Origin of the sequence: Streptomyces monashensis, from assembly GCF_001866665.1 — a bacterium.
Classification (GTDB): domain Bacteria; phylum Actinomycetota; class Actinomycetes; order Streptomycetales; family Streptomycetaceae; genus Streptomyces; species Streptomyces monashensis.
In genome coordinates this window covers 1-23649 of the sequence record NZ_MLYO01000121.1, presented here as the reverse complement: position 1 = coordinate 23649, position 23649 = coordinate 1, and the positions used below count along the sequence as shown (strand labels likewise).

Below are 23649 nucleotides of genomic sequence, written 5' to 3'. Positions count from 1 at the left end.
GCGGTCATGATGGAGACGACCCCCGCGGTGTGGCCGCGACGAAGGGCGCGCTGCCGTGAACTGGTTCACCGCTCCCGACTACTGGCTGAGCCGGCTGGTCCTCCAGCGCGCTCTGGCCGGGCTGTACCTGGTCGCCTTCCTGACGGCGGCCCGGCAGTTCCGCGCCCTGCTGGGCGAGCGGGGCATGCTGCCGATCCCCCTCTTCGTGGCGCGGGCGCCGTTCCGGCGGGTACCCAGCCTGTTCCAACTGCACTACTCGGACCGCTTCTTCGCGGGCTGCGCCTGGACGGGCTGCACCGTGTCCGCGGCGCTGCTGGCCGGGGCGGACTCCCTGCTGCCGCTCTGGGCCGGGATCCTGCTGTGGCTGGTGCCCTGGGCGCTGTATCTGTCGATCGTCAACGTGGGCCAGACCTGGTACGCGTTCGGCTGGGAGTCGCTGCTGCTGGAGACGGGGTTCCTGGCCGCGTTCCTCGGCAACGGCGAGGTGGCGCCGCCGGTCGTGGTGCTGTTCCTGCTGCGCTGGATCCTGTTCCGGGTGGAGTTCGGCGCCGGGCTGATCAAGATGCGGGGCGACGCCTGCTGGCGGAAGCTGACCTGCCTCTACTACCACCACGAGACCCAGCCGATGCCGGGCCCGCTGAGCTGGTTCTTCCACCACCTCCCGAGGCCCCTGCACCGGGCCGAGGTCGCCGCGAACCACGTCACCCAACTGGTCGTCCCGGTCCTGCTGTTCACCCCGCAGCCGGTCGCCTCGGCCGCCGCCGCGCTGATGATCGTCACCCAGCTGTGGCTGGTGCTGTCGGGCAACTTCTCCTGGCTGAACTGGATCACCATCGTGCTGGCCCTGTCGGCGCTCCGGCTCCCCGGCTCCGTGCCGTCCGTGCCGTCGGCGCCGCTCTGGTACGAGATCGTGGTGCTCGCGCTCGCCGCGCTGCTGCTCTTCCTGAGCTACCACCCGGTGACGAACATGGTCTCGCGCCGCCAGGTCATGAACCGCTCCTTCGACCCGCTGCACCTGGTGAACACCTACGGCGCGTTCGGCAGCGTCAGCAGGATCCGCTACGAGGTGGTCGTCGAGGGCACGCTGGACGACGTACCGCGCGAGGACGCGGACTGGCGGGAGTACGAGTTCCGGGGCAAGCCCGGGGACGTGCGGCACTGGCCGCGCCAGTTCGCGCCCTACCATCTGCGGCTGGACTGGCTGATGTGGTTCGCGGCGCTGTCCCCCGCCTACGCGGGCGACTGGTTCGGCGCCCTGGTGGAGCGGCTGCTGGAGAACGACCGCGACACCCTGCGCCTGCTGCGCCGCTCCCCGTTCCCGCCGGACACCCCGCCCCGCTTCGTCCGGGCCCGCCTCTTCCGCTACCGCTACACCTCGTGGCGGGAGCTGCGGGAGACGGGCGCGTGCTGGGAGCGGAGCTACGTCCGCGCGTATCTGCCGCCGACCCGGCTGGCCGGGGTGGTTCAGAGGTCGTAGACGCGGGTCGCGGTGGTCTCCAGTACGCGTGTGCGCTCGGCGGGGCCGAGCAACCGGGTCGTCGCGTCGAGGACTTCGCCGTACGTCCCGGCCGCGGTGCACACCGGCCAGTCCGAACCGAACATCAGGCGGTCCGGGCCGAAGGCGGCGAGGGCGGTCTCGGTGTACGGGCGGAGGTCGGCCACGGTCCAGGAGGCGGGGTCGGCCTCCGTGACCAGGCCGGAGAGTTTGCCGTACGTGTTGGGCAGGGCGGCGAGGGCACGCAGGTGCGTGGCCCAGGGTTCGAGGGCGCCGGAGGCGATGGGCGGCTTGCCCAGGTGATCGAGGACGAAGGTGAGTCCGGGGAGCGACCGGGCGGCCTCGACGCAGGCCGGGAGCTGGTGGGGCAGGACGACGAGGTCGTAGACGAGTCCGGCGTCCGCGAGCGCGGTCAGGCCCCGGCGTACGTCCGGGCGCAGCAGCCACCGCGGGTCGGGTTCGCCCTGGACCTGGTGCCGGAGGCCCTTCAGACGGGTGCCGCCCGGGAGCCGGCGCAGCCGGGCCAGTTCGCCGGTGATGTCCGGGCGGGTCAGGTCGGTCCAGCCGACGACGCCGGCGATCAGTCCGTGGCCGTCGGCCAGGGCCAGGAACTCGGGGGTCTCCTCGGGCACGGTGACCGTCTGGACGAGGACGGTGCGGGTGACCCCGGCCGCGCGCGCCTGCGGTTCGAGGTCGGCGAGGGCGAAGTCCCGCCGCAGCGGGCTGTGTTCGGGGATCCAGTCCTGGTCCCGTACCGAGAGGTCCCAGACGTGGTGGTGGGCGTCGACGGTCACGGCAGCTCCCGGACGACGGGCAGCCCGGCGCCGGCGCCGCCGCGGGAGTCGTCGTCCACGACGTCGAGCGGTTCGGCCATGCGGGCCTGCCAGGCCACGTTGACGGGCAGCTGCTCCAGTTCGGCGAGCAGCCGGGCGTAGTCCTCGCATTCGAGCAGAGGGAACAGATCGGTCCCTCGCCCACGCTCGGCTGCGCTCGCGGCGATCCGGTCGCCGCGGACCGTGGTGTGCAGGGCGACTCTCATGACGGGCCCTCCTCGCGGGGCAGCATGCCGGACTCCCGCAGCTGCGCCCAGAGCGCGGCGGGCACGTCGGCCGTGAACTGGTCGGCGCAGTCGTGCGCTTCGGCCGCCGAGCGGACGCCGACCAGGAGGGAGGCGACGGCCGGGTGGGCGCCGGAGAAGGCGAGCGCGGCGGCCCGCAGCGTGGTGCCGTGCCGCCCGGCGATCGTCTGAAGGCGCCGGGCGCGCGCCAGCAACTCGTCCGGAACGCGGGTGTAGTCGTACGTGGCGGTCGGCCTCGGGTCAGCCAGCAGGCCCGAGTTGAAGACGCCGCCGAGGACGACCGACACCCCGCGCTCGGCGGCCAGCGGGAGGAGTTCGGTGCCGGCGCTCCGGTCGAGCAGGGTGTAGCGGCCCGCGCACAGGACCACGTCCACGTCGGTGTCGCGGACGAACCGGGTGAGCATCTCCGTCTGGTTCATGCCCGCGCCGATCGCGCCCACCACGCCCTCGGCGCGCAGCTTCTCCAGTGCCGGATAGCCCTCGCGGAAGGCCTGTTCGGCGTGGTCGTCGGGATCGTGCAGGTAGACGACGTCGACGCGGTCCAGGCCGAGGCGGGTGAGGCTCGCCTCCAGGGAGCGGCGGACGCCGTCGGCGCTGAAGTCCCACACGCGGCGGTGGGTCGCGGGGACGGCGAAACCGCTCGCCAGGTCGTCGCCGGTGCCGTCGGCGGGTTCGAGGCGGCGGCCCACCTTGGTGGAGAGGGTGTAGTCGGCACGGTCGTACGCCCGCAGGGCCGCGCCGAGGCGGCGTTCGGACAGGCCGAGGCCGTAGTGCGGGGCCGTGTCGAAGTACCGGACGCCCCGCTGCCAGGCCGCCGCCACCGCCTCCCCCGCCCGCTCGTCGTCCAGCGGGGCGAAGAGGTTGCCGAGCGGCGCGGCACCGAAGCCGAGCGGGGTGACCTCGACGCCGCTGCGGCCCAGCGTGCTCACTGTCCCGCCGGGCGCAGCCGCAGGCCCTGCATGCCGCCGTCGACGGCGAGCGCGGTGCCTGTGGTGGCGCCGGACAGCGGGCCGGCCAAGTAGGCGATGGCGCCCGCGACTTCGGCGGCGGTCACGAGGCGCCCGGTGGGCTGGCGGCCCGCCAGGGCGGCGCGTTCGGCGGCCGGGTCCGGGGCGGCGTCCAGCAGCCGGCCGACCCACGGGGTGTCCACCGTACCGGGGTTGACGCAGTTGACGCGGATGCCCTCACGGACGTGGTCGGCGGCCATGGCGAGGGTCAGCGCGTACACGGCGCCCTTGGTGGCGCTGTACAGGGCGCGCTGCGGGAGTCCGGCGGTGGCCGCGATGGAGCAGATGTTGACGATCGCGGCGTGGGAGGAGCGGCGCAGCCGCGGCAGGGCGGCGCGGGCGGTGCGCACCATGCCGAGGACGTTGACGTCGAAGACGCGGTGCCACTCGGTGTCGTCGTTGTCCTCGACCGTGCCCTGGGCGCCGATGCCGGCGTTGTTGACCAGGACGTCCAGCCCGGCGAGGTCCTCGGCGGCGCGCTCGACCGCCGTACGCACCGAGGTGTCGTCGGTGACGTCGGCGCGGTACGCCAGGAGCGGCTTGCCGACGCCGGTGACGTCCCGGTCGAGGACGGCGACCCGGGCGCCGCGGGCGGCGAGGAGGTCGGCGGTGGCCCGGCCGATGCCGGAGGCGCCGCCGGTGACCAGGGCCTTCAGACCCGCGAAGTCGCTCATGCGGCCTGTCCCTTCTGCGTGGAGGTCTGCGTGGTGGTCCGCGTGTCGGGGTCGGCGGCCCAGTAGGTGCCGCCGGGGAACGTGTAGCGCGCGACGGACTCCGGGCGCAGGGCGGCCGAGAAGCCGGGCTCGGTGGGGGCCGTGTAGTGGCCGTCGCGGACGACGACCGGGGTGACGAAGTGCTCGTGCAGGTGGTCGACGTACTCCACGACCCGGTCGTCGGTGGTGCCCGCGACGGCGAGGTAGTCGAACATCGAGAGGTGCTGGACGAGTTCGCACAGGCCGACGCCGCCCGCGTGCGGGCACACGGGCACGCCGAACCGGGCGGCGAGCAGCAGGACGGCGAGGTTCTCGTTGACGCCGGCGACGCGCGCCGCGTCGATCTGGACGATGTCGAGGGCGCCGGCCTGGAGGAGCTGCTTGAACATGATCCGGTTGTGGACGTGTTCGCCGGTGGCGACCTTCACGGGCGCCACCGCGCGGCGGATCGCGGCGTGGCCGAGGACGTCGTCCGGGCTGGTGGGCTCCTCGATCCAGTACGGGCGGAACTCGGCGAGGGCCCGGGTCCAGCGGATCGCCTCGTCCACGTTCCAGCGCTGGTTGGCGTCGACGGCGAGCCGGATGCCGGGGCCGATCACGGCGCGGGCGACCCGGCAGCGCCGGATGTCGTCGTCGAGGTCGGCGCCGACCTTCAGCTTGATCTGCGTGAAGCCGTCGGCGACGGCCCGCGCGGCGAGCCGGCCGAGCTTGTCGTCGTCGTAGCCGAGCCAGCCCGGAGAGGTGGTGTAGGCGGGAAAGCCGCGCTCCAGCAGCCGCGCCCGGCGCTCCTCGACGCCCTCTCTCCCCCTTCTGAGCAGGTCGAGGGCCTGGTCGGGGGTGAGGGCGTCGGTGAGGTAGCGGAAGTCGATCTGGGCGACCAGCCACTCGGGTTCGGCGTCGGCGAGCAGCTGCCACAGCGGCTTGCCGGCCCGGCGGGCGGCGAGGTCCCAGACGGCGTTGACGACGGCCCCGACCGCCATGTGCATCACGCCCTTCTCGGGGCCGAGCCAGCGCAGCTGGCTGTCGCCGATCAGGTCCCGGAGGAGCGCCCCGGGGTCGGCGCACAGCGCCGCCACGTCGCGGCCGAGCACATGGTCGCGCAGCGCGTCGATCGCGGCGACCTGGACGTCGTTGCCCCGCCCGATGGTGAAGACGAATCCGTGTCCCTCGATCCCGTCGGCGGCGTCGGTGCGCAGCACGACGTAGGCCGCCGAGTAGTCGGGGTCCGGGTTCATCGCGTCGGAGCCGTCCAGCTCGCGCGAGGTGGGGAAGCGGATGTCGTGGGTGTCGACCGCGATGACGCGGGCGGGGGCCTGGGACACTGAAGTCCTTTCGGTCGTCGGAGACGTGACGGCCCGTCGTCGAGGACGACCGTCAGTCCTGGGCGCGGCCCGTCGTCACCCTGGCGATCATGAGGGCGACGAGGATGATGCCGCCGTAGATGGCCTGGATCCAGAACGAGGGGACCTGGGCGAGCGTGAGCAGGTTCTGTACGACGCCCAGCAGCAGGACTCCGGTCAGGGCGCCGAACATGGTGCCCTTGCCGCCGTCCAGGCTGATGCCGCCGATCACCGCGGCCGCGAACACGGTGAAGATCATGTTCTGGCCCTGGTTGGCGCTGATCGCGCCGACGTAGCCGGTCTGGAGCAGGCCCCCGATCGAGGCGAGGACTCCGGCGACGACGTACACGCCGAGCATGACGCGGTCCACGCGGACGCCGGCGGCGCGGGCGGCGTCCGCGTTGCCGCCGATCGCGTAGAGGGCACGGCCGGTGCGGTGGTACTTGAGCAGGAACCCGGTGACGGCGAAGGCGACCGCGGCGAGCCACACGGACAGCGGGACGTCGAGGAAGGTGGTGGTGGCGAGCGAGGAGAAGCTGTCGGGCATGCCGAACAGGGTCTTGCCCTTGGTGGCGCCGACGAGCAGGCCGCGCAGCACGATGAGCATCGCGAGGGTGACGATGAAGGCGTTGAGCCGGAACTTCACGACGAGGACGCCGTTGAAGGCGCCGATGGCCGCGCCGGCCACGGGGATCGCGAGCAGGGCGAGCGCGGTCGGCCACCGGGTGCCCCAGCCGGACTGGGCGGCGGGCAGCACCAGCAGGGCGCCGATGGCCGGGGCGATGCCGACCACCGATTCCAGCGACAGGTCGAACTTGCCGGTGATGAGGACGAGGGACTCGGCGAGCACCACCATCGCGAGCGCGGCGGAGGCGCCGAGGACGGAGATCAGGTTGCGCTCGGTCAGGAAGGAGTCGTTGACCACGGTGCCGAGCACCATGAGCAGCAACAGCGCGGGGACGAGGGCGAGTTCGCGGGCCCGGCGCAGCAGCACGGTCCGGGCCGACCGCGCGTCCGGGGTCTTCGTCGGCGCGAGCGGCGGGGCCGCCCGGGTCTCAGCCATGGTCAACTCCTTCGATGGAGGCGATCAGCTCGTGGTCGCGCCAGCCGGCCGGGTGCTCGGCGACGACGCGGCCGTGGAAGAGGACGAGGACGCGGTCGCAGCGGCGCAGGTCGTCGAGTTCGTCGGATACGACGAGGACGGCGGTGCCGTCGTCACGGGCGTTGTCCATGCGCGCGAGCAGCGATTCCTTCGACTTCACGTCGACGCCGGCGGTGGGGTTGATCAGGACCAGCAGGCGGGGGTCACCGGCGAGGGCGCGGGCCATGACGACCTTCTGCGCGTTGCCGCCGGAGAGGTCGCGGACCGGCTGGTCGGGGCCCTCGGCGTGGATGTCGAGGCGGTCGATCAGGCCGGCGGCGAAGCGCCGACGCCGGTCGGTGGCGACGAACCCGGCCCGGCCGAGCCGGTCCAGCACGCTGAGCGTGACGTTGTCGCCGATGCTCATGCCGGACACCAGTCCCTGCTCGTGCCGGTCGCGCGGGACGCAGCCGACGCCGGCCCGCAGGGCCGCCCCGACGTCGCCGAACGGCAGCCGCTCGCCGTCCAGTCGGGCGGTGCCGCCGGTCGGGGTGTGCAGTCCGGCGAACGACTCGGCGAGTTCGGTCTTGCCGCTGCCGCTGGAGCCGGCGAGTCCGACGACCTCGCCGCGCCGCACGGTGAGGCCGACGTCGTCGTACGCCGGTGAGGTCAGTCCGTGCGCCTCCAGCAGGACCGGGGCGCTCTCCCCGGCCTGCCGCCGCGCTACGGTCTGTTCGGCCACGGACTCCCCCGCCATGGCCTCCACCAGGTCCGCCTTCGGCAGGTCGGCGACCGGGGCGGTGGTGATCCAGCGGGCGTCGCGCAGCACGGTGACGGTCTGGCAGACCTCGTACACCTCCTGGAGGTGGTGCGAGATGAACAGGAAGGTGACGCCGGAGTCCTGGAGGGAGCGCATGCGGGTGAAGAGCCGTTCGATCTCCCGGTTGTCGAGCTGGGCGGTGGGCTCGTCGAGCACGATGAAGCGGGCGCCGAGGCTCAACGCCCGTGCGATCTCGACCATTTGACGGTCCTCGACCCGCAGGTCGGCGGTGCGGGCCTCCGGGTCGACGTGCACGTCCCAGGTGCCGAGCAGCTCGGCGGCCTCACGGCGCAGCCGGCGCCAGCTGATGAGGCCGCGGCCGGTGGGCTGGCGGTTGAGGAACAGGTTCTCGGCGACGGTCAGGTCCGGGACGACCGTCGGCTTCTGGTAGACGCAGGCGACCCTGCGGCGCCAGGCGTCCCGGTCGGCGAGCGCGGGCGCGGGCCGGCCGTCGAAGCGGACGGTGCCCTCGTCCGGGGTCTGGAGTCCGGTGAGGACGTTGACCAGGGTGGACTTGCCGGCGCCGTTGCGGCCGACCAGGGCGTGGGACTCGCCCGCGAGGACGGTGAGCCGGCCGTCGGCGAGGGCGACGGTGGGGCCGTACCGTTTGACGACGCCCCGGGCTTCCACGAGCGGTGTACTCATTTGACCGTGTTGCCCCACAGCTTGGGGTCGTCCACGTTCGCCTTGGTGACCAGCGGCGCGGGCAGCTGGTCCTCCAGGATGCCGCTGGGCAGCCGGACGATCGTGGAGCCGTGGTCGGTGGGTCCGGGCTTGAACGTCTTCCCGGCCATGGCCGCCTTGATGTAGTACAGGCCGTACCGCGCGTAGGCGTCGGCGGGCTGGGAGACCGTGGCGTCGATCTGGCCCTTGCGGATGGCGTCGAACTCCTGCGGGATGCCGTCGTTGGAGACGATGGCGATGTGGCCCTGCTGCCCGGCGGTCCTGAGCATGCCCTTGGACTTCAGGGTCTGCAGCGTCGGCGCGAGGTAGACGCCGCCGGCCTGGAGGTAGATCCCCTTGATGTCGGGGTTGGCGCCCAGCAGCGTGTCGAGCTTGGCGGCGGCGGTGTCCGACTCCCACTTGGCGGGGATCTCCAGCACGGTGAGCTTCGGGTACTTCTTCTTCACGCAGGACCGGAAGGCCTCGGAGCGGTCGCGGCCGTTGACCGAGGCGAGGTCGCCCATGATCTGCACGACCTTGCCGCTGGTGATGTGCTGTCCGAGGTAGTCGCAGGCCTTGGTGCCGTACGCCACGTTGTCGGCGCGCACCACCATGGCGACCTTGCCCTTGTCGGGCGCGACGTCCACGGCGACCACGGGAACGCCCTTGCGTTCGGCCTGGTCGAGCCCGGCCTGGACGGCGGCGCTGTCCAGCGGGGCGACCACCAGTCCCCTGACGCCCTGGGTGAGTTCGTTGTCGATGTCGGTGATCTGTTGCGAGGGGTCGCTGTTGGAGTTGACGGTCTTCAGCACCTGGACTCCCTCGGACTTCGCCATCGTGGGCACGTAGTCGTTGTACGACTGCCAGAACGGCGAGGTCAGCAGCGGCAGGATCACACCGACCTCGCCGGTGCCCCCGCTGCCCGCGCTCGCGGTGTCCTTGGTGCTGCCGCAGGCGGCGAGCATGAGCGAGGCGCCGGCGGCCAGGGCCGCCACGCCGATGATCCGTGACCGCTTGCGCTTCCTCACTGTGCTGGCGGGCATCTCGCGGCTCCTCGTTGAGGGTGATGTCGAGGCTGTTCGAGCAGACGCCGCATACTTATCAGACCAATGTACCGTGACAACACCCTCGTGCAACGAAAACCCGCCCCTCCGCGCCGTAGTGGTCGGACCACTCCGCTGGTTAGACTGCGGCGCACCGGGTGACCGGATGTCGGCACCGGGTGACTGGAGGAGTGGCGTGGACGAGGCAGCCCCGCAGAAGGGCACGGTGACCCAGCGCGCCATCGAGGAGATCAAGGCGATGATCGCCGAGGGCCGGCTGGAGCCGGGCCAGCGGCTGCCCACGGAGCGGGATCTCGCGGCCCGGCTGGGGATCTCGCGCAGCTCGATGCGGGAGGCGATCCGCGCGCTGACGGTGCTGGGCGTCCTGGAGGCCCGGCACGGCTCCGGCATCTACGTGACCGCGCTGGAGGCCGGCGACCTGCTGGAGACCTTCGGAGTGGTCGCCGACCTGTCCCGGGGGCCGCGGCTGGTGGAGCTGCTGGAGGTGCGGCGGATCCTGGAGTCGACGGCGACGGCACTGGCGGCCGCGCGCATCAGCGACAGCCGACTGGCCGCCGTGGAGAAGCACCTGACGGCGATGAACGCCACCGACGACCCCGAGGAGATCCTCGCCCACGACCTCGCCTTCCACCGCGAGATCGCCGCGGCGGCGGGCAACGAGACGATGGCCGCGATCCTGGAGGGGCTGTCCTCGCGCACCTTCCGGGCCCGGGTGTGGCGGGGCTACCAGGAGGAGGGCGCGTTCGCGCGCACACGGCGCGAGCACGCGGCGATCCACCGCGCCCTCGTCGCCCGGGATCCGGAGGCGGCGAGGGCTGCGGCGGCTTCGCATGTCGGCGAGGTGGAGGAGTGGCTGCGGGGCCAGCTCGGGCCCTGAGCGGGTCCGGCGAAGTCCGGTGCGGTTCGGCAGCGCCCCGAAGGGGGGCTCCGTCGATGTGCGGCTCCGCCGCGTGGGCGCGGCCGGCCGCGACGGCCCCGCGGACGGCCGACGGCGCGGTGCGGCACGTCCGGCGGAGCGCTCAGTACCGGATCACGACCGGCGGAGCCGGAGCGTCACGAGTTCGAACGGGCGCAGCCGCAGGGTGATGCGCTCGCCCTCGCGCGTGGGCGGCTCGCTGTCGGCGAGCGGCCGTTCCAGCAGGTCCGTCACCGTCACGTCCGCCACCTCGAAGCCCGCCGTGAGGGTCGCGCGGGCCCGGCCGCCGTGCGCCTCGTGGAAGCGGACGACCACATCGCCGCTGCCGTCGTCGGCCAGCTTCACCGCCGTGACGACCACGGCGTCGTCGTCGACCGTGACCAGCGGAGCGACCTCGTGCGCGCCGGTGATCCAGCGCTCCGGCAGGTTGAGCCGCCAGCCCTCGCGGACCGCGTCCGCGATCCCCGCGCCGGGCACGAGCGCGTGCCGGAAGCGGTGGACGCCCTGGTCGGTCTCCGGGTCGGGGAAGCGCGGGGCACGCAGGAGGGAGACGCGCACCGTGGTCGTCGTACCCCGGTCGCCGTCGGTGCGTACCGTGCGGGTCACGTCGTGGCCGTACGTCGAGTCGTTGACGACGGCGACGCCCCAGCCGGGTTCCGCGAGGTGGACGAAGCGGTGGTTGCACGCCTCGAACTTGGCTGCCTCCCAGGAGGTGTTGGTGTGGGTCGGCCGGTACACGTGCCCGAACTGGGTCTCCGACGCGTACCGTTCGGCGTGCAGGTCGAGCGGGAACGCCAGTTTGAGGAACTTCTCGGTCTCGTGCCAGTCGACCTCGGTGTCGATCACCAGCCGCCGCTCGCCGGGCGGCAGGGACAGCACCTGGGTGACGCGGGAGGCGCCGAAGGCGCGGGTGACCCGCACCGATGCGCCGGCCTCACCGGTCTCCCCGCTCTCGTCGGCCTGGACCGACTCGGCGTCCGTGAGGTCCGTGACGGTGTTCCGGTAGAACTCGTCCACGTCCCAGGCGTCCCACATGTTCGGGAAGTCCGGGTGGAGCTGGAGAAGGCCCGCGGCCCGGCCGGGGGCGACGGTCTCACGGCCGGCCTGGATGTCGTACGCGGAGACGACGAGGCCGTGGGCGTCGATCTCGACGCGCAGCAGGCCGTTGTCCAGGACGTGTCCGCCCCCGGCGCGTGGCGACAGCGTCGTGCCCCGCGACCGGCGGGCCGCCCCTGCGCCTCCGGCGGGAACGCCGCCGCGGCCGTGCGGTGCCGAGTTGAAGAGCAGCTCCCGGGTCCCCTCCCCCGCCAGGGCCCGCTGGGCCGCGTCGACGAGGCCGTTCAGCTCCCCGGCGATCCGCCGGTACGTCGCCCGGGCCTCCCGGTGCACCCAGGCGATGGACGAGCCGGGCAGGATGTCGTGGAACTGGTGCAGCAGGACCGTCTTCCAGATGCGGTTCAACTCCTCGTGCGGATACGGGAGTCCGGTGCGTACGGCGGCCGTCGCCGCCCACAGCTCCGCCTCGCGCAGCAGGTGCTCGCTGCGCCGGTTGCCCTGCTTGGTCTGCGCCTGGCTGGTGAGGGTCGCGCGGTGCAGTTCGAGGTACAGCTCGCCGACCCAGACGGGCGGCTCGGGGTACTCGGCCTCGGCCTTCTCGAAGAAGGCACGGGGTGTCTCCCAGGCGACGGTCGCCGAGCCCTCCAGGTCGCGCAGCCGGGCCGCCTTGGCGACCATCTCCCGGGTCGTGCCGCCGCCTCCGTCGCCCCAGCCGGTGGGCGCGAGGGAGTGCCGGGCGCGGCCCTTGTCCTTGAAGTTCCGTGCCGCGTGGGCGATCTCGCCGCCCTTCATGGAGCAGTTGTACGTGTCGACGGGCGGGAAGTGGGTGAAGATCCGCGTGCCGTCGATGCCCTCCCACTGGAAGGTGTGGTGCGGGAACGTGTTCGTCTGCGACCAGGAGATCTTCTGGGTCAGCAGCCACTTGCTGCCCGCCGCCCTGATGATCTGCGGCAGGCCGGCGGCGAAGCCGAAGGTGTCGGGCAGCCAGGCCTCCTCGTTCTCGATGCCGAACTCGTCCAGGAAGAACCGCTTGCCGTGCACGAACTGGCGGGCCATCGCCTCCGATCCGGGCATGTTGGTGTCCGACTCCACCCACATCCCGCCGGCCGGCACGAACCGCCCGTCGGCCACGGCCTTCTTCACTCGCGCCCACACCTCGGGCCGGTGCTCCTTCACCCACGCCCACTGCTGCGCCTGGGACATGGCGAACACGAAGTCGGGCTCGTCCTCGATCAGCGCGGTCATGTTGGACGTCGTACGGGCCACCTTGCGGACCGTCTCGCGCAGCGGCCACAGCCACGCCGAGTCGATGTGGGCGTGCCCGACGGCGCTGATGCGGTGCGCGGACGGTACGGCGGGTGCCGCGAGGACCGCCGTGAGCCGCTGCCGGGCCCGGTCCGCCGTGCCGCCCACGTCCTGGAGGTCTACGGCGTCCAGGGCCCGCTCGACGGCGCGCACGAGGTCGTGGCGGCGCGCGGAGTCCGCCGGCAGCTCGGCCATCAGCTCGCCGAGCACCTCCAGGTCCATGACCAGCTGCCACACGGTCTCGTCGAAGACGGCGAGGTCCATGCGGGCGAGCGTGTACTGCGGCTCGCTGCCGGCGGTCTCCCTGTCGCCGAGCCGGGTCGGCAGGAAGGGGTGGTAGTCGAGGACGACCGGGTTGGAGGCGGCCTCGATGTGCAGGACCACCTCCTCCCCGCCGGCCACCGGGGCGCCGATCCGCACCCACTGGTTGCGCGGGTTGAGGCCCTTCACCGGGGTGCCGTCGGGCCGGTAGACCAGGCCCTCGCACTGGAAGCCGGGCATGTTCTCGTCGAAGCCGAGGTCGAGCAGGGCCTCGACGGTCCGCCCGGCCCACGCCTCGGGCACGGTCCCGGTCACCCGGAACCAGCTCGTGCCCCACGGGGCACCCCACCGCGCGCCCACCTCGACCGGCCCGGGCTCGGCGGCGAGTCCCTCCTCGACCGGCACGGGTTCGCCGGGGGCGTGCCACACCGCGACCTTCAGCGGTACGGACTCGGGGTACACGGCGGGACGGATGCGCTCGTCGAGGACACGCCTGAGGCGGGCTTCCACCAGCGTGCGGTCGTCATGCATACGGGCTGCTCCCTGCGGGCTGTTCCGGGTGCGGTTTCCGGGTGGGTGGTCGGGGGTGGGTCACGGCCACGGGTTCGAGGCGTTGTACAGCTCCCCCACCGCGCGCGGTCCGAACCGTGCCGGCGACGCGGGCGGTGCGTCCGGCGGGGTTCACGAGCCGGTGTCTCCGTGCGGGGTGGGGAGTACCTGGCCCGGAGTGACGACATCGGTGATGCCGCGCACGGCGAGGTGGTCCTTGTCGTCCGCGCGGGTGTCCAGGACGGTGGTGGGGCGGGCGCCGTCGGCGACGAGCCGGAAGAAGGCGTCGAAGACGGGGCCGCCGGGGGCGCAGCGGGAGCGCAGGGCCGGATCGCCGGGCACGACGAGGGCGGTGGTGCGCGGCGCGGGGGCCCGGCCGGTGTCGCGTGCCGCCTCGGCCAGCACGCGGGCGATGTCCTTGGGCTTGCGGTCGTTGGTGAACAGGCCCAGTCCGTACTCGAGTGGGGGGAAGTCGGCGAGGTCGTGCGCGACGTCGTACGAGCACCACCAGGTGATGCCCCACAGGTCGGGGCAGTCCAGGGCGTGGGTGATCGTGGCCCCGGCGAAGGCGGCGGCGTGCTCGGGGGGCACGAGCGGTGCGGGTGCGCCGACCTCCTGGAGCCACACCGGCCGGTGCGGCGCGTCGGCCCAGGCCTTGCTCAGCTCGACCAGGTAGGCGGCGTGGTGCTCGCCGGGCACGGAGGCACGGCCGTGGCGCTGGGCGGTGCCGTTGAACACCCAGGAGTGCACGGCCGTGACGTCGCCGAGGCGGGCCGAGTGGCCGGGGGTGAAGGGCTGGTCGTCCTGGTACCAGGCGGCGTCGTAGGAGGCGTGCAGATGGAGCCGGTCCGGGGCGCCCTCGGCGCAGGCGGCCAGCATCCGCACGAGCCAGCGCTCGGCCTCGTCCGCCGTGATGCGGTCGGGGTCGGGGTGGGGGCCTGCGGCGAACTGGTTGACCTCGTTGCCGACGGTCATGCCGATGAAGCCCGGGCGGTCGGCGAGGGCGGCGGCGAGGGTGCGCAGATAGGCGGCCTGGCCGGCCACCACGTCCGGGTCGGTGAAGAGGTTGCGCCGGTGCCAGGTGCGGGTCCAGGCGGGCAGGAAGTCGAAGCTGCTCAGGTGCCCCTGCAGGCCGTCCACGTTGACGTCCAGGCCGCGTTCGGCGGCCGCGTCGGCGAGGGCCACGAGCTGTTCGACGGCACGGGGGCGGATCAGGGTGCGGTTGGGCTGGAAGTACGGCCACAGCGGGAAGACACGGATGTGGTCGAGGCCCAGCGCGGCGATCGCGTCGAGGTCGGCGCGCACGGAGTCGAGGTCGAAGTCGAGCCAGTGATGGAACCACCCGACGCTCGGGGTGTAGTTGACGCCGAAGCGGACGGCAGGAGGCATGGAGGTCCTTGGGGCATACGGGTGTTCAGCCCTTGACGGCGCCCTCGCCGACGCCGCGGAAGAAGTACCGCTGGAGGCAGGCGAAGAGGGCGATGAGCGGGGCCACGGCGATCACGGTGCCCGCGGCGACGAGCCGTTCGTCGTTGGCGAAGGTGCCGTGCAGATAGTTGAGGCCGATGGTGAGGGTGAACTTGGAGGGGTCGCTGAGGACGATCAGCGGCCACAGGAAGTCGTCCCAGGCGCCCATGAAGGCGAAGATCGCGACGACGGCGAGCGTCCCCTTCACCGAGGGCAGTGCGATGCGCAGGAAGCGCTGCCAGACGTCGGCGCCGTCGACGTAGGCCGCCTCCTCGATCTCGTAGGGCAGACCGCGGAACGCACCCCGCATCAGCAGGACGTTCATCGCGCCGATCGCGCCGGGCAGGACGACGCCGACGAGGGTGTTGTTCAGGCCGAGTTCGCGCATGGTGGTGAACTGGGCGATGACGATGCCCTCGACGGGCACGAGCATGGCCAGCACGAACACGAGCGTGGTCACGCGCCGGCCGCGAAAGCGCAGCCGGGCCAGGGCGTATCCGGCGAGGGCCGAACCGACGCAGTTCGTCACGACGTTGGCGGCGGCGACCTTCAGGGAGTTCAGGGCGTAGTCCCAGACGGGGATGGTGTCGGCGACCCGCGTGTAGTTGTGCACCGTGGGGTGGGCCGGCAGGAAGCCTGGCGGGGAGCTGTAGATGTCCTCGGTGGTGCCCTTGAGGGAGGTGGACAGCTGCCACCCGAACGGGCCGACGGTCAGGGCGAGGACGGCGAGCAACAGCAGGTAGCGCAGGGCCAGTTCACCGACGCGGACACGGCGGCCGTGCTCGTCGGTGACGCGCGGCGGCCTGCTGCGCGCGGTGACGGGCCGCTCGGGCCGCACCTTCTCCAGGACGCTCACGACTCCTCCCGGCGGTCGGCGCGCAGCACGAGCAGCATGAGCGCGACGGTGACGACGAAGACGACGACGGACAGGGCGGAGGCGTAGCCGACGCGGCCGGTCAGGCCGGTGCCGGTGCGCTGGACGAGCATGACGAGGGTGGTGTCCTCGCCGGCCGGGCCGCCGTCGGGGCCGGCCATCAGGTACACCTCGGAGAACACCTTGAAGGCGGCGACCGAGGAGAGCGCGGCGACCAGCACCATGGTGGAGCGCACGGCGGGCACGGTGACCGTGAGGAAGCGGCGCACCGGTCCCGCGCCGTCCACGGCGGCGGCCTCGTGCAGCTCGCGGGGCACGTTCGCGAGCGCGGCCAGATAAATGATCATGTAGTAGCCGAGGCCCTTCCACACCGTGACGGCCATCGCGCTCAGCAGGAGCAGCCACTGGTCGCTGAGGAAGCCGACCCGGCCGATCCCGACCGTCTCCAGCAGCGAGTTGACCAGTCCGCGTTCGTCCAGCAGCCACACCCAGATCAGCCCGACGACCACGATCGAGGCGACGACCGGGGTGTAGAAGGCGGCGCGGAAGAAGGTGATGCCGGGGATGTTCTTCTGCACCAGCAGCGCGAGGAGCAGCGGCAGGACGACCAGGGCGGGGACGACCACGAGGACGTAGAGCGTGCTGTTGCGCAGGCCGGTCCAGAACATGTCGTCGTGGAGCAGCTCGCGGAAGTTGGCGAGGCCCACGAAATCGCCCGGAAGCAGGGTGCGGCGGTCGGTGAAGGAGTTCACCAGGGTGGAGAAGAACGGGTAGAGCACGAACGCGCCGGTGACGAGCAGTCCGGGGGCGGCGAACAGCCAGGGGCTGACCGGCAGTTGTCGCCGGATCCTGGTTCCGGCCGGTGCGCGGCCCCTGACGCGGACGGGGGTGGCGGCCATGGCGGGTCAGCCCTGCTGGAGCAGCCGGTCGGCGGCCTTGACAGCGTTGTCGAGGGCTTCCTTCGGGCTCTCCTTGCCCTGGAGCGCCTTGGCGACCTCGTTGCCCAGCGCGGTCTTCATCTGGTCGCTGAACAGCACGGGTGTGTAGTTGACCGCGCCCTTCAGGGACGTGGCCGCGGCGATGCGTACCCGGGTCTCGTCGGTGCCGTCCTCCTTGGTGAAGTACGGGTCGTTCAGGGAACCGGCGGTGCTGGGGAAGATGGCGACCTTCCTCGCGAAGGACATCTGGTTCTGCGCGTCGGTGACGAAGTGCGCGAAGGCGACGGCGGCCGGGGTGTGCTTCGTACGGGAGTTGACCATCACCCCCATCACGTACATGTTGACGTGCCCGGTGCTGGTGATCTGGTCGGTGATGCCGATGTTCCGGTAGAGGCCGGGCGCGTTCTTCCTGAAGTTGTCGAGGTCGAGGGCGCTGCCGGGGTTCATGGCGACGGCACCGGTGAGGAACTTCTTGCCGGCGGACTCGGGAGTCGCGGTGAGCGCCTGCGCGTCGAGGGCCTTGGCGTCGTACAACTCCTTGTACTTCGTGAGGAGTTCGACGGCCTTGGCGTTGTTGAAGGCGAACCCGGTGCCCTGCCGGTTCATCAGCGGGACGCCGTAGCGGCCGAAGTCCTCGATGGTGGGCACGTTGGCGAGGGTGGCGACCTTGCCGTCGCTCTCCCTCGCCATCTGCAGGGCGTCGGCGAAGAGTTCGCCGTACGTCTTCGGCGGTTGGTCGGGGTTCAGCCCCGCCTTGGTGAACAGGGCCTTGTTGTAGAAGAGCGGGCCGGTGTTCAGGTACCAGGGGAAGGCGTACGTGCCGCTCATGCCCGGGATCTGATGACTGGCCCACGCCCCGGGCAGGTACTCGGACCTGTACGTCGCCGCCGCCTTGTCGAGGTCCATGGCGAGCCCGGCCCTGGCGAGCGGGGCGACCAGGTCCGGGGAGACGTTGACGACGTCGGGCAGGGTACCGCCGGCGGCGTCGGCGCTGAGCTTGTCGGCATATCCCTCGGCGGGCTGGTCGATCCACTTCACGTGCGTGCCCGGGTACTTCTTCTCGAAGTCGGCGATCAGGCCCCGGAAGTACGGCGTGAAGTTGGCGCGCAGGTTCCAGGTCTCGAAGGTGATGTTCCCCTCGACCTTTCCGGAGGCGTCGGTCGAGCCGCCGCCCCCGCCGCCCGAACCGCAGGCGCTCAGCGGCAGGACGAGGGCGACGGCGGCGGCGAACAGGGCTCTGCGAGGTGTGGGCACGGTGACACGGCTCCCTTGCTGTGTCGGGCTGTTGGCGGCGTGAGAGACCATGCACGGGCCGTTCGGAGAAAGTCAATGCAGTCATCCGAACTAAAGAAATCCACGCTTCATCAGTGCAGGTCAAAGGAGTTCTGCGGAAGGCTTGCCGCAATCCGCTAATGCGCTTTAGGGTCTTGACACTCAAGCGCATTAGCCAACTCGCCCGGGAGGGAGGGCAAACGTGCCGCCGACCAGACGGTCGCCCGCACGCCGGCCCACGATGAAGGACATCGCCCGGCGGGCCGGGGTCTCCGAGAGCGCCGTCTCCTTCGCGCTGAACGACCGCCCCGGCGTCTCCGAGGCCACTCGCGCGCGGGTCCGCCGGGTCGCCGAGCAGCTGGGCTGGCGGCCCAGCACGGCCGCCCGCGCGCTGTCCGGCGAGGGGGCGGCGACGGTCGGCTTCGTCCTGGCCCGCCCCGCGCACACCCTGGGCGTCGACTCGTTCTTCCTCCAGCTCGTCTCCGGCATCCAGGAGGTGCTCGCCGAACGCCACCTGGGCCTCCTCTTCCAGGTGGCCGGGGACGTGGCCGACGAGTGCGCGGTCTACCGGCGCTGGTGGGCGGAGCACCGGGTGGACGGCGTGCTGGTGGTCGACCCGCGCGCCACGGACCCGCGCCCCGCTCTGCTGGACGAACTGGGCCTGCCCGCCGTGGTGATCGGCGGCGAGCCCGACGGGTGCCACCCCGGCCTGTCGACGGTCTGGGCGGACGACGCGGGCGCGATGGCCTCCGTGGTGGACGAGCTGACGGCGCTCGGCCACCGCCGGATCGTGCACATCGCCGGCCTGCCGGACCTGGCGCACACCCAGCGCCGTACCGCCACGCTGCGCGCCGAGGCGGAGCGCCGGGGCCTGACCGAGGTCCGGTCGGTGACCACCGACTACTCCGACACACAGGGCGCGGCCGTGACCCGCCGGGTGCTCGCCGCCTCCCCCGCCCCCACGGCGCTGATCTACGACAACGACGTGATGGCCGTGGCAGGCCTCTCGGCAGCGGCCGATCTGGGCTTTCGCGTCCCACGGGACGTGTCGGTGGTCTCCTGGGAGGACTCGGCCCTGTGCCGCATGGTCACCCCCCGGCTGTCCGCCCTGTCCCGCGACAGCGCCGAGTTCGGCCGCACGGCCGCCCGCGAACTGCTGTCCCTCCTGGACGGCGGCCCGGCCCGCTCTGCGGCGGTGCCGGTGCCGCGGCTGACGGGGCGGGGCAGTACGGGGGCGGCGGCATCTCCTCCTCCCGTGCCGCGAGGCGCCGGCCGCCGGCCGCGGCCCGGGGGGCCGGCTCGGTCAGGTACGTGACCGGTACAGCCCGAACTCCGCGATCCGTACGGCCGACCGGGCCGCCGTGACCCGTACCCGCCACCTCCGGGTCCGCACCGGGCCGGGAGCAGCAGGATGCGGGTCGCGCCCACCGTTGTGGCGGTGGCCACCTGCGACCGGGCGCCGTCCGTCCGGGCCTCGACGACGAAGGCCTCGATCTGCCGACCGTGCCGGATGTCCTCCGCCGGCCGGATCCGGTCGGCCTCCCGCGCCGCGCCGAGGTCGACCGTCAGCCGTCCCGGTGTAGCGATGGTCCGGGCGCCGCGGGTCAGGTCCTCGGGGAGTTCCCGGTCGATGGGTCGCGGAACTGGCGCAGCCGGGCCACGTCCGGGGCGGGCAGCAGACCGTCGGTGTCCGGCGGGACGTCGAGCAGCAGGACGGAGTTGCGGCCCACGGAGCGGAAGCAGATGCCGGTCAGCTCGCCGACGGACTTGGGCTGTTGGTCGTGGTGGTAGAACCAGCCTGGCTCCCTGCCCGTATGTGTGACTGCCGCGGCGCTCAGCCATGCCACTCCACCTTGAACACCCACGCGTACCGCCCCGCCCTGCGGGCCGCCTCCGGTACGTCGACCACCAGCGACCCGCCCGTGACGGTCCAGGTCAGGGGGTGGTCGTGGCCGAGCATCGTCACCTTGTCACCGGGCCGCACGGGCACCGGTGCCTCGACGGTCAGCTTCGCGCCGGGCTCGGCGAGGGAGTGGATGTAGAAGGCGTCGTCCGGGCGGACCGTGAAGCGCAGGTCGTCGCCGAGCTGGGCCATGCGCGACCAGTACGTGGTGTCGTACACCGCCTCCCCGTTCACCCTCAGCCACTGGCCTGTCTCGCGCAGCCGGGTCTGCATGATCTCGGGGATGGTGCCGTCCGCGCGCGGGCCGATGTCGAGGAGGAAGTTGCCGTTCTTGGAGACGATGTCGACCAGACTGTGCACGACCTCCTCGGCGGTCATGTACGCGGAGTCGGGCGTCGCCCGGTTGTAGCCGTAGCTGAAGGGGTCCAGGCCCCGGCTGGCCTCCCACTTGGCGACGACGGTGTTGGCGTACGTCGTGTACTCGGGGGTCGTGAAGTCGTGGAAGGCGATGCCCGAGCGGTTGTTGACGGTCACGTCGACCGGACGGGCCCGGTTCTTGGCGTGGTTGAAGTACTCGGCGAGGACGTGCAGGCTGTCGTTGGCGCCGCCGATGTCGCACCAGATGATCTCCGGGTCGTACCCGTGGATCAGCTCCAGCATCTGCGGGGCCTGGTAGTCGTGGACGTAGTCCTTGCCGGCGGTGTATCCGGTGTACGGCACCGGGGCGAGCGTGTACGGGTTGCGCGGGGCGTGGCCCATCCAGGGGTTGTCGGGGTTGAACCACTCCGGCATGGAGAAGTACAGGCCCCGGTGCAGTTCGGGGGCGTAGCGGCGGCTCGCCTCGAAGAGTTCCCCGACCAGGTCCCGCTTCGGCCCCGTCTTCACGGCGCTGCGGTCCGAGACCTTGGTGTCCCACAGGGCGAAGCCCTCGTGGTGCTTGGAGGTCAGTACGTGGTACTGGGCGCCGGCGTCGCGGAAGAGCTCCACCCAGGCGCGCGGGTCGAACTTCTCGGCGGTGAAGCGGGGGATGAAGTCGTCGTAGGCGAAGTCCTCGCCGTAGGTGTCCCGGTGGTGGGCGTACACGGCGCCGGCCGGGTCCTGCATGTGGTCCCAGTACCACTCGGCGTACTCCTTGCCGACCGGCGACCAGGCGGGCACGGAGTAGACGCCCCAGTGGATGAAGATGCCGAACTTGGCACCCTGGAACCAGTACGGCGCCTGGTGGGCGGCGAGGGAGGACTCGGTGGGGGCGTAGTCGGCGGTGCCGAGCGTCAACGACGCTTTGCCCGCCGTCACTTGGGTGCCCCGCCCGGTCACGGTGACCGTGCCGTCCTGCCGGGTGCCCGGCGCCGTGCCCGGACGGTTGCGGATGCCGATGCGGACCCGGGCCTGTTCGCCGGGGTCGAGGCGGCGCACCCGGGCGGGCTGGACGGTGCGGGCGCCGGGGACGTCGACGGCCACCGCGACGTCGTCGGCGGCGAGGACGGGAACGGTGCCCGCGTTGACGACGGTCGCCTCGACGCCCTGCGCGCCGGAGGGTTCGAGGAGGGAGGGCGTGGAGTGCGGCCCGCGCAGGGCCAACGCCCGGCCCTCGGCGGCTGGTTGGAGGGTGAGCGCGAAGACGTGCAGGGAGGTCTGGTTCGCTTCGGCGGCGTGGGTCACGGGCAGGGTGACGGCGACCGCCTCGCGGCGCGGGTCGAGCCACACCTCCGACACCCCGATGCCGACGGCGTGCTCGTCCTTGCCGCCGTCCGGCCGGTAGCGGTACGGCGCCGACAGCGGGCCGCCCGTCGCGTACCAGTCGGCGCCGCCGAGGCCCGCGGTGGTGGTCGTGCCGTCGGCGTAGTGGACGGTGGCCGTTCCGGAGGCGTCGCCGTAGCTGGCCGCGGTGAGGAAGAAGGCCGACAGGTAGCGGCCCCGGGGGAGGTCGAGGCGCTGGCCGAGGGCGACCAGGTTGTTCCTGGCGCCGGCGGTCGAGGCGGGGAAGAGGAAGGGGACGCCGCCGACCTCGACGCGGCCGGCCGGGAGTTCCTCGCCGGGGAAGGTGTAGCCGGATCCGTCGAAGTCGCCGCCGCGCGCGGAGGCGGTGTCGATGCCGTCGCTGTCGTAGCGGGCGTCGAGCGGGACGGGCACCGGGGCGGGGACCGTGGCCCAGGGGCCTCGGCCGTCGGCGGCGCTCACGGGGGTGACGGCGGTGGCCGTGGCGGCGAGCGGGAGGGCGGTGGCGGCCGCCGCTCCCGCGGCGGTGGCGAGGATCGTTCGTCTGGGATACGTGCTCATGAGCGGCTCCCATACACTTCCGATTCATCGGACGTCTGATGATTGTGTGGGTGCCGCAGGACTGTCAACGGGCCTGCGGTGCACAGATTTTGAGCCATTGATCGGATGACAGATCGGCCTCTCGACGTGTCCCGCCCGACCGTGCACAGTTCTCCCTACACGCTCGATTGATACCGACGAGTAGCCAGGGAGTGCCCGTGACCGAGTGGGTCGGCCGGACCGCCGCGGAGATCGCCGCCGCCGTACGCGCGAAGGAGGTCACGCCCCGCGCGGTGGTGGCGGAGCACCTCGCACGCATCGACAGGCTCGACGGGCGGATCGGGGCGTTCCGAAGGGTACGGGCCGAGGCGGCGCTCGCCGAGGCCGACGCCGTCGGCGCACGGGCCGGGCTCGCCGAACTGCCCCTCGCGGGCGTGCCGTTGGCCGTGAAGGACAACCTGGCGGTGCGCGGCGAGTCGCACCGCGACGGCTCGGCCGCGACGCGCGACACCCCGGCCGCCGAGGATCACGTCACGGTGGCCCGGCTGCGCGCGGCCGGGGCGGTGGTCGTGGGGCTGACCAACGTGCCCGAGCTGTGCGTCTTCGGCACGACCGAGGGCGTGTTCGGCACCAGCCGCAATCCCTGGGACCTCTCCCGCACGGCGGGCGGCTCCTCCGGCGGCAGCGCGGCCGCCGTGGCCGCCGGGCTGGTGCCGCTCGCGCTCGGCAACGACGGCATGGGCTCGCTGCGCATTCCCGCGGCGAACTGCGGTCTGGTCACACTGAAGCCGGGGTACGGGGTGGTGCCGGCCGGGATCGGCAACGGCGACTGGTTCGGCATGTCCGAGAACGGCCCGCTGGCCACGACGGTCGAGGATCTGCGGCTGATGCTGGACGTCCTCGCGGACGGCGCCCTGCCCCGGACCCGCGAGCCGGGGTCACTGCGGGTCGCCGTGTCCCTGCGCAGCCCGCTGCCCGGGGTGAGCGTGCACCGGTCGTACACGAACGCGGTCCGCGAGGCGGCGGGGGTGCTGGCGCGGGGCGGGCACCAGGTGCGGCGGGCCGATCCGCCGTATCCGCCGTCCCTCGGCGTGACCACGATCCGGCACTGGACGGCGGGCACGGCCGTGGACGCCGAGGGCCTGGACCCGGCGCGGCTGACCCGGCGGACCCGGGTGCACGCCGCGGTGGGCCGGCGGTTCGTCCCCTCCGTGCGCGGCGGCGACGGCCGCGAGCGACTGCGCGCCCGGATGGCCCCCTTCTTCAGCGCGCACGACGTGCTGCTCACCCCGGCCCTCGCCCGGCGCTCCCCCGCGGCGGGCCCCTGGCACGAGCGCGGCTGGCTGCGCAACATCGTCGCGAACACGTACACCCCGTTCACCCCGCCCTGGAACCTGACCGGGTGGCCCGCGATGTCGGTCCCGTGCGGCACCCTGCCCTCGGGCGCCCCCTGCGCCGTCCAGCTCGTGGGACGGCCGGGCTCGGAGGACGTGCTGCTGGGGCTGGCCGAGGAGCTGGAACGGCGGCGGCCGTGGCGGCGCACGGCGACGGTGGCGGGTTTCTAGTAGATCGTCGCGGCTAAGTGTTG

The 23649-nt window shown here is 72.5% G+C and carries 19 protein-coding genes; 4 read left to right on the top strand and 15 right to left on the bottom strand.

The genetic code is table 11. From position 1 onward, the window contains the following. The first annotated feature begins 55 nt into the window (after nucleotides 1-55). Nucleotides 56-1477 (top strand): lipase maturation factor family protein, encoded by a 1422-nt coding sequence (locus BIV23_RS43725; protein WP_071386566.1) that lies wholly within the window; start codon nucleotides 56-58, stop codon nucleotides 1475-1477. On the opposite strand, the gene BIV23_RS43720 is transcribed toward BIV23_RS43725, so the two are convergent. Genes BIV23_RS43720 through BIV23_RS43685 form a run of 8 tightly spaced genes read right to left on the bottom strand, consistent with a single transcriptional unit; the run spans nucleotide 1465 to nucleotide 9240 of the window. Next, complete coding sequence (locus BIV23_RS43720) at nucleotides 1465-2289, bottom strand: amidohydrolase family protein (protein ID WP_071386565.1); 825 nt, start codon at nucleotides 2287-2289, stop codon at nucleotides 1465-1467. The genes BIV23_RS43725 and BIV23_RS43720 overlap by 13 nt on opposite strands. After that, the gene (locus BIV23_RS43715; protein ID WP_071386564.1) at nucleotides 2286-2534 is read right to left on the bottom strand and encodes a hypothetical protein; all 249 of its coding nucleotides are present in this window, start codon (nucleotides 2532-2534) and stop codon (nucleotides 2286-2288) included. The genes BIV23_RS43720 and BIV23_RS43715 overlap by 4 nt, the downstream gene beginning before the upstream one ends. Beyond that, on the bottom strand, nucleotides 2531-3502 hold the full coding sequence (locus tag BIV23_RS43710) for an aldo/keto reductase (RefSeq protein WP_071386563.1): 972 nt from the start codon (nucleotides 3500-3502) through the stop codon (nucleotides 2531-2533). Before BIV23_RS43710 ends, BIV23_RS43715 begins: the two co-directional genes overlap by 4 nt. Continuing rightward, the gene (locus BIV23_RS43705) at nucleotides 3499-4254 is read right to left on the bottom strand and encodes an SDR family NAD(P)-dependent oxidoreductase (protein ID WP_071386562.1); all 756 of its coding nucleotides are present in this window, start codon (nucleotides 4252-4254) and stop codon (nucleotides 3499-3501) included. Before BIV23_RS43705 ends, BIV23_RS43710 begins: the two co-directional genes overlap by 4 nt. Then, nucleotides 4251-5615, bottom strand: coding sequence for an L-fuconate dehydratase (locus BIV23_RS43700; RefSeq protein ID WP_071386561.1), 1365 nt, complete (start codon nucleotides 5613-5615; stop codon nucleotides 4251-4253). The genes BIV23_RS43705 and BIV23_RS43700 overlap by 4 nt, the downstream gene beginning before the upstream one ends. A 52-nt stretch (nucleotides 5616-5667) precedes the next feature. Next, nucleotides 5668-6696 (bottom strand): ABC transporter permease, encoded by a 1029-nt coding sequence (locus tag BIV23_RS43695; protein WP_071386560.1) that lies wholly within the window; start codon nucleotides 6694-6696, stop codon nucleotides 5668-5670. Next, nucleotides 6689-8179 (bottom strand): sugar ABC transporter ATP-binding protein, encoded by a 1491-nt coding sequence (locus tag BIV23_RS43690; RefSeq protein ID WP_071386559.1) that lies wholly within the window; start codon nucleotides 8177-8179, stop codon nucleotides 6689-6691. The genes BIV23_RS43695 and BIV23_RS43690 overlap by 8 nt, the downstream gene beginning before the upstream one ends. Next, entirely contained in the window at nucleotides 8176-9240 is a 1065-nt protein-coding gene (locus BIV23_RS43685; RefSeq protein WP_071386558.1) for a sugar ABC transporter substrate-binding protein, read from the bottom strand. The genes BIV23_RS43690 and BIV23_RS43685 overlap by 4 nt, the downstream gene beginning before the upstream one ends. Before the next feature lie 196 nt (nucleotides 9241-9436). Here BIV23_RS43685 and BIV23_RS43680 point away from each other — a divergent pair, with 196 nt between their 5' ends. Next, nucleotides 9437-10138: a FadR/GntR family transcriptional regulator gene (locus BIV23_RS43680; protein WP_071386557.1), complete on the top strand. Its 702-nt coding sequence runs from the start codon at nucleotides 9437-9439 to the stop codon at nucleotides 10136-10138. A 153-nt stretch (nucleotides 10139-10291) separates the two neighbouring features. On the opposite strand, the gene BIV23_RS43675 is transcribed toward BIV23_RS43680, so the two are convergent. From BIV23_RS43675 to BIV23_RS43655, 5 genes are all read right to left on the bottom strand, one after another. Then, nucleotides 10292-13330 (bottom strand): alpha-mannosidase, encoded by a 3039-nt coding sequence (locus BIV23_RS43675; protein WP_071386556.1) that lies wholly within the window; start codon nucleotides 13328-13330, stop codon nucleotides 10292-10294. A gap of 150 nt (nucleotides 13331-13480) precedes the next feature. Continuing rightward, on the bottom strand, nucleotides 13481-14737 hold the full coding sequence (locus BIV23_RS43670; protein ID WP_071386555.1) for a glycoside hydrolase 5 family protein: 1257 nt from the start codon (nucleotides 14735-14737) through the stop codon (nucleotides 13481-13483). A 25-nt stretch (nucleotides 14738-14762) separates the two neighbouring features. Further along, entirely contained in the window at nucleotides 14763-15671 is a 909-nt protein-coding gene (locus BIV23_RS43665) for a carbohydrate ABC transporter permease (protein WP_071386554.1), read from the bottom strand. Next, entirely contained in the window at nucleotides 15668-16588 is a 921-nt protein-coding gene (locus BIV23_RS43660) for a carbohydrate ABC transporter permease (RefSeq protein ID WP_071386553.1), read from the bottom strand. Before BIV23_RS43660 ends, BIV23_RS43665 begins: the two co-directional genes overlap by 4 nt. A 6-nt stretch (nucleotides 16589-16594) precedes the next feature. Further along, nucleotides 16595-17881 carry an ABC transporter substrate-binding protein gene (locus BIV23_RS43655; RefSeq protein ID WP_071386552.1) on the bottom strand — a complete coding sequence of 429 codons (1287 nt, stop codon included), beginning with the start codon at nucleotides 17879-17881 and terminating at the stop codon, nucleotides 16595-16597. A 259-nt stretch (nucleotides 17882-18140) separates the two neighbouring features. Between BIV23_RS43655 and BIV23_RS43650 the strand changes: the two genes are divergently transcribed. After that, entirely contained in the window at nucleotides 18141-19214 is a 1074-nt protein-coding gene (locus BIV23_RS43650) for a LacI family DNA-binding transcriptional regulator (RefSeq protein WP_079173796.1), read from the top strand. 289 nt (nucleotides 19215-19503) lie between these two features. Here BIV23_RS43650 and BIV23_RS53740 read toward each other — a convergent pair whose 3' ends face one another. Together BIV23_RS53740 and BIV23_RS43640 are read right to left on the bottom strand one after the other, a co-directional pair. Beyond that, complete coding sequence (locus tag BIV23_RS53740; protein WP_071386551.1) at nucleotides 19504-19746, bottom strand: hypothetical protein; 243 nt, start codon at nucleotides 19744-19746, stop codon at nucleotides 19504-19506. Beyond that, entirely contained in the window at nucleotides 19734-22082 is a 2349-nt protein-coding gene (locus tag BIV23_RS43640) for an alpha-L-fucosidase (RefSeq protein WP_071386550.1), read from the bottom strand. Before BIV23_RS43640 ends, BIV23_RS53740 begins: the two co-directional genes overlap by 13 nt. A 197-nt stretch (nucleotides 22083-22279) precedes the next feature. Here BIV23_RS43640 and BIV23_RS43635 point away from each other — a divergent pair, with 197 nt between their 5' ends. After that, nucleotides 22280-23626 carry an amidase gene (locus BIV23_RS43635; protein WP_071386549.1) on the top strand — a complete coding sequence of 449 codons (1347 nt, stop codon included), beginning with the start codon at nucleotides 22280-22282 and terminating at the stop codon, nucleotides 23624-23626. Nucleotides 23627-23649: the final 23 nt, after the last annotated feature.

Coding starts and splice junctions, on each gene's coding strand:
- BIV23_RS43715 (WP_071386564.1), bottom strand. CDS start 2,534: ATGAGAGTCGCCCTGCACACCACGGTCCGCGGCGACCGGATCGCCGCG.
- BIV23_RS43705 (WP_071386562.1), bottom strand. CDS start 4,254: ATGAGCGACTTCGCGGGTCTGAAGGCCCTGGTCACCGGCGGCGCCTCC.
- BIV23_RS43695 (WP_071386560.1), bottom strand. CDS start 6,696: ATGGCTGAGACCCGGGCGGCCCCGCCGCTCGCGCCGACGAAGACCCCG.
- BIV23_RS43690 (WP_071386559.1), bottom strand. CDS start 8,179: ATGAGTACACCGCTCGTGGAAGCCCGGGGCGTCGTCAAACGGTACGGC.
- BIV23_RS43685 (WP_071386558.1), bottom strand. CDS start 9,240: ATGCCCGCCAGCACAGTGAGGAAGCGCAAGCGGTCACGGATCATCGGC.
- BIV23_RS43675 (WP_071386556.1), bottom strand. CDS start 13,330: ATGCATGACGACCGCACGCTGGTGGAAGCCCGCCTCAGGCGTGTCCTC.
- BIV23_RS43670 (WP_071386555.1), bottom strand. CDS start 14,737: ATGCCTCCTGCCGTCCGCTTCGGCGTCAACTACACCCCGAGCGTCGGG.
- BIV23_RS43660 (WP_071386553.1), bottom strand. CDS start 16,588: ATGGCCGCCACCCCCGTCCGCGTCAGGGGCCGCGCACCGGCCGGAACC.
- BIV23_RS43650 (WP_079173796.1), top strand. CDS start 18,141: ATGAAGGACATCGCCCGGCGGGCCGGGGTCTCCGAGAGCGCCGTCTCC.
- BIV23_RS43640 (WP_071386550.1), bottom strand. CDS start 22,082: ATGAGCACGTATCCCAGACGAACGATCCTCGCCACCGCCGCGGGAGCG.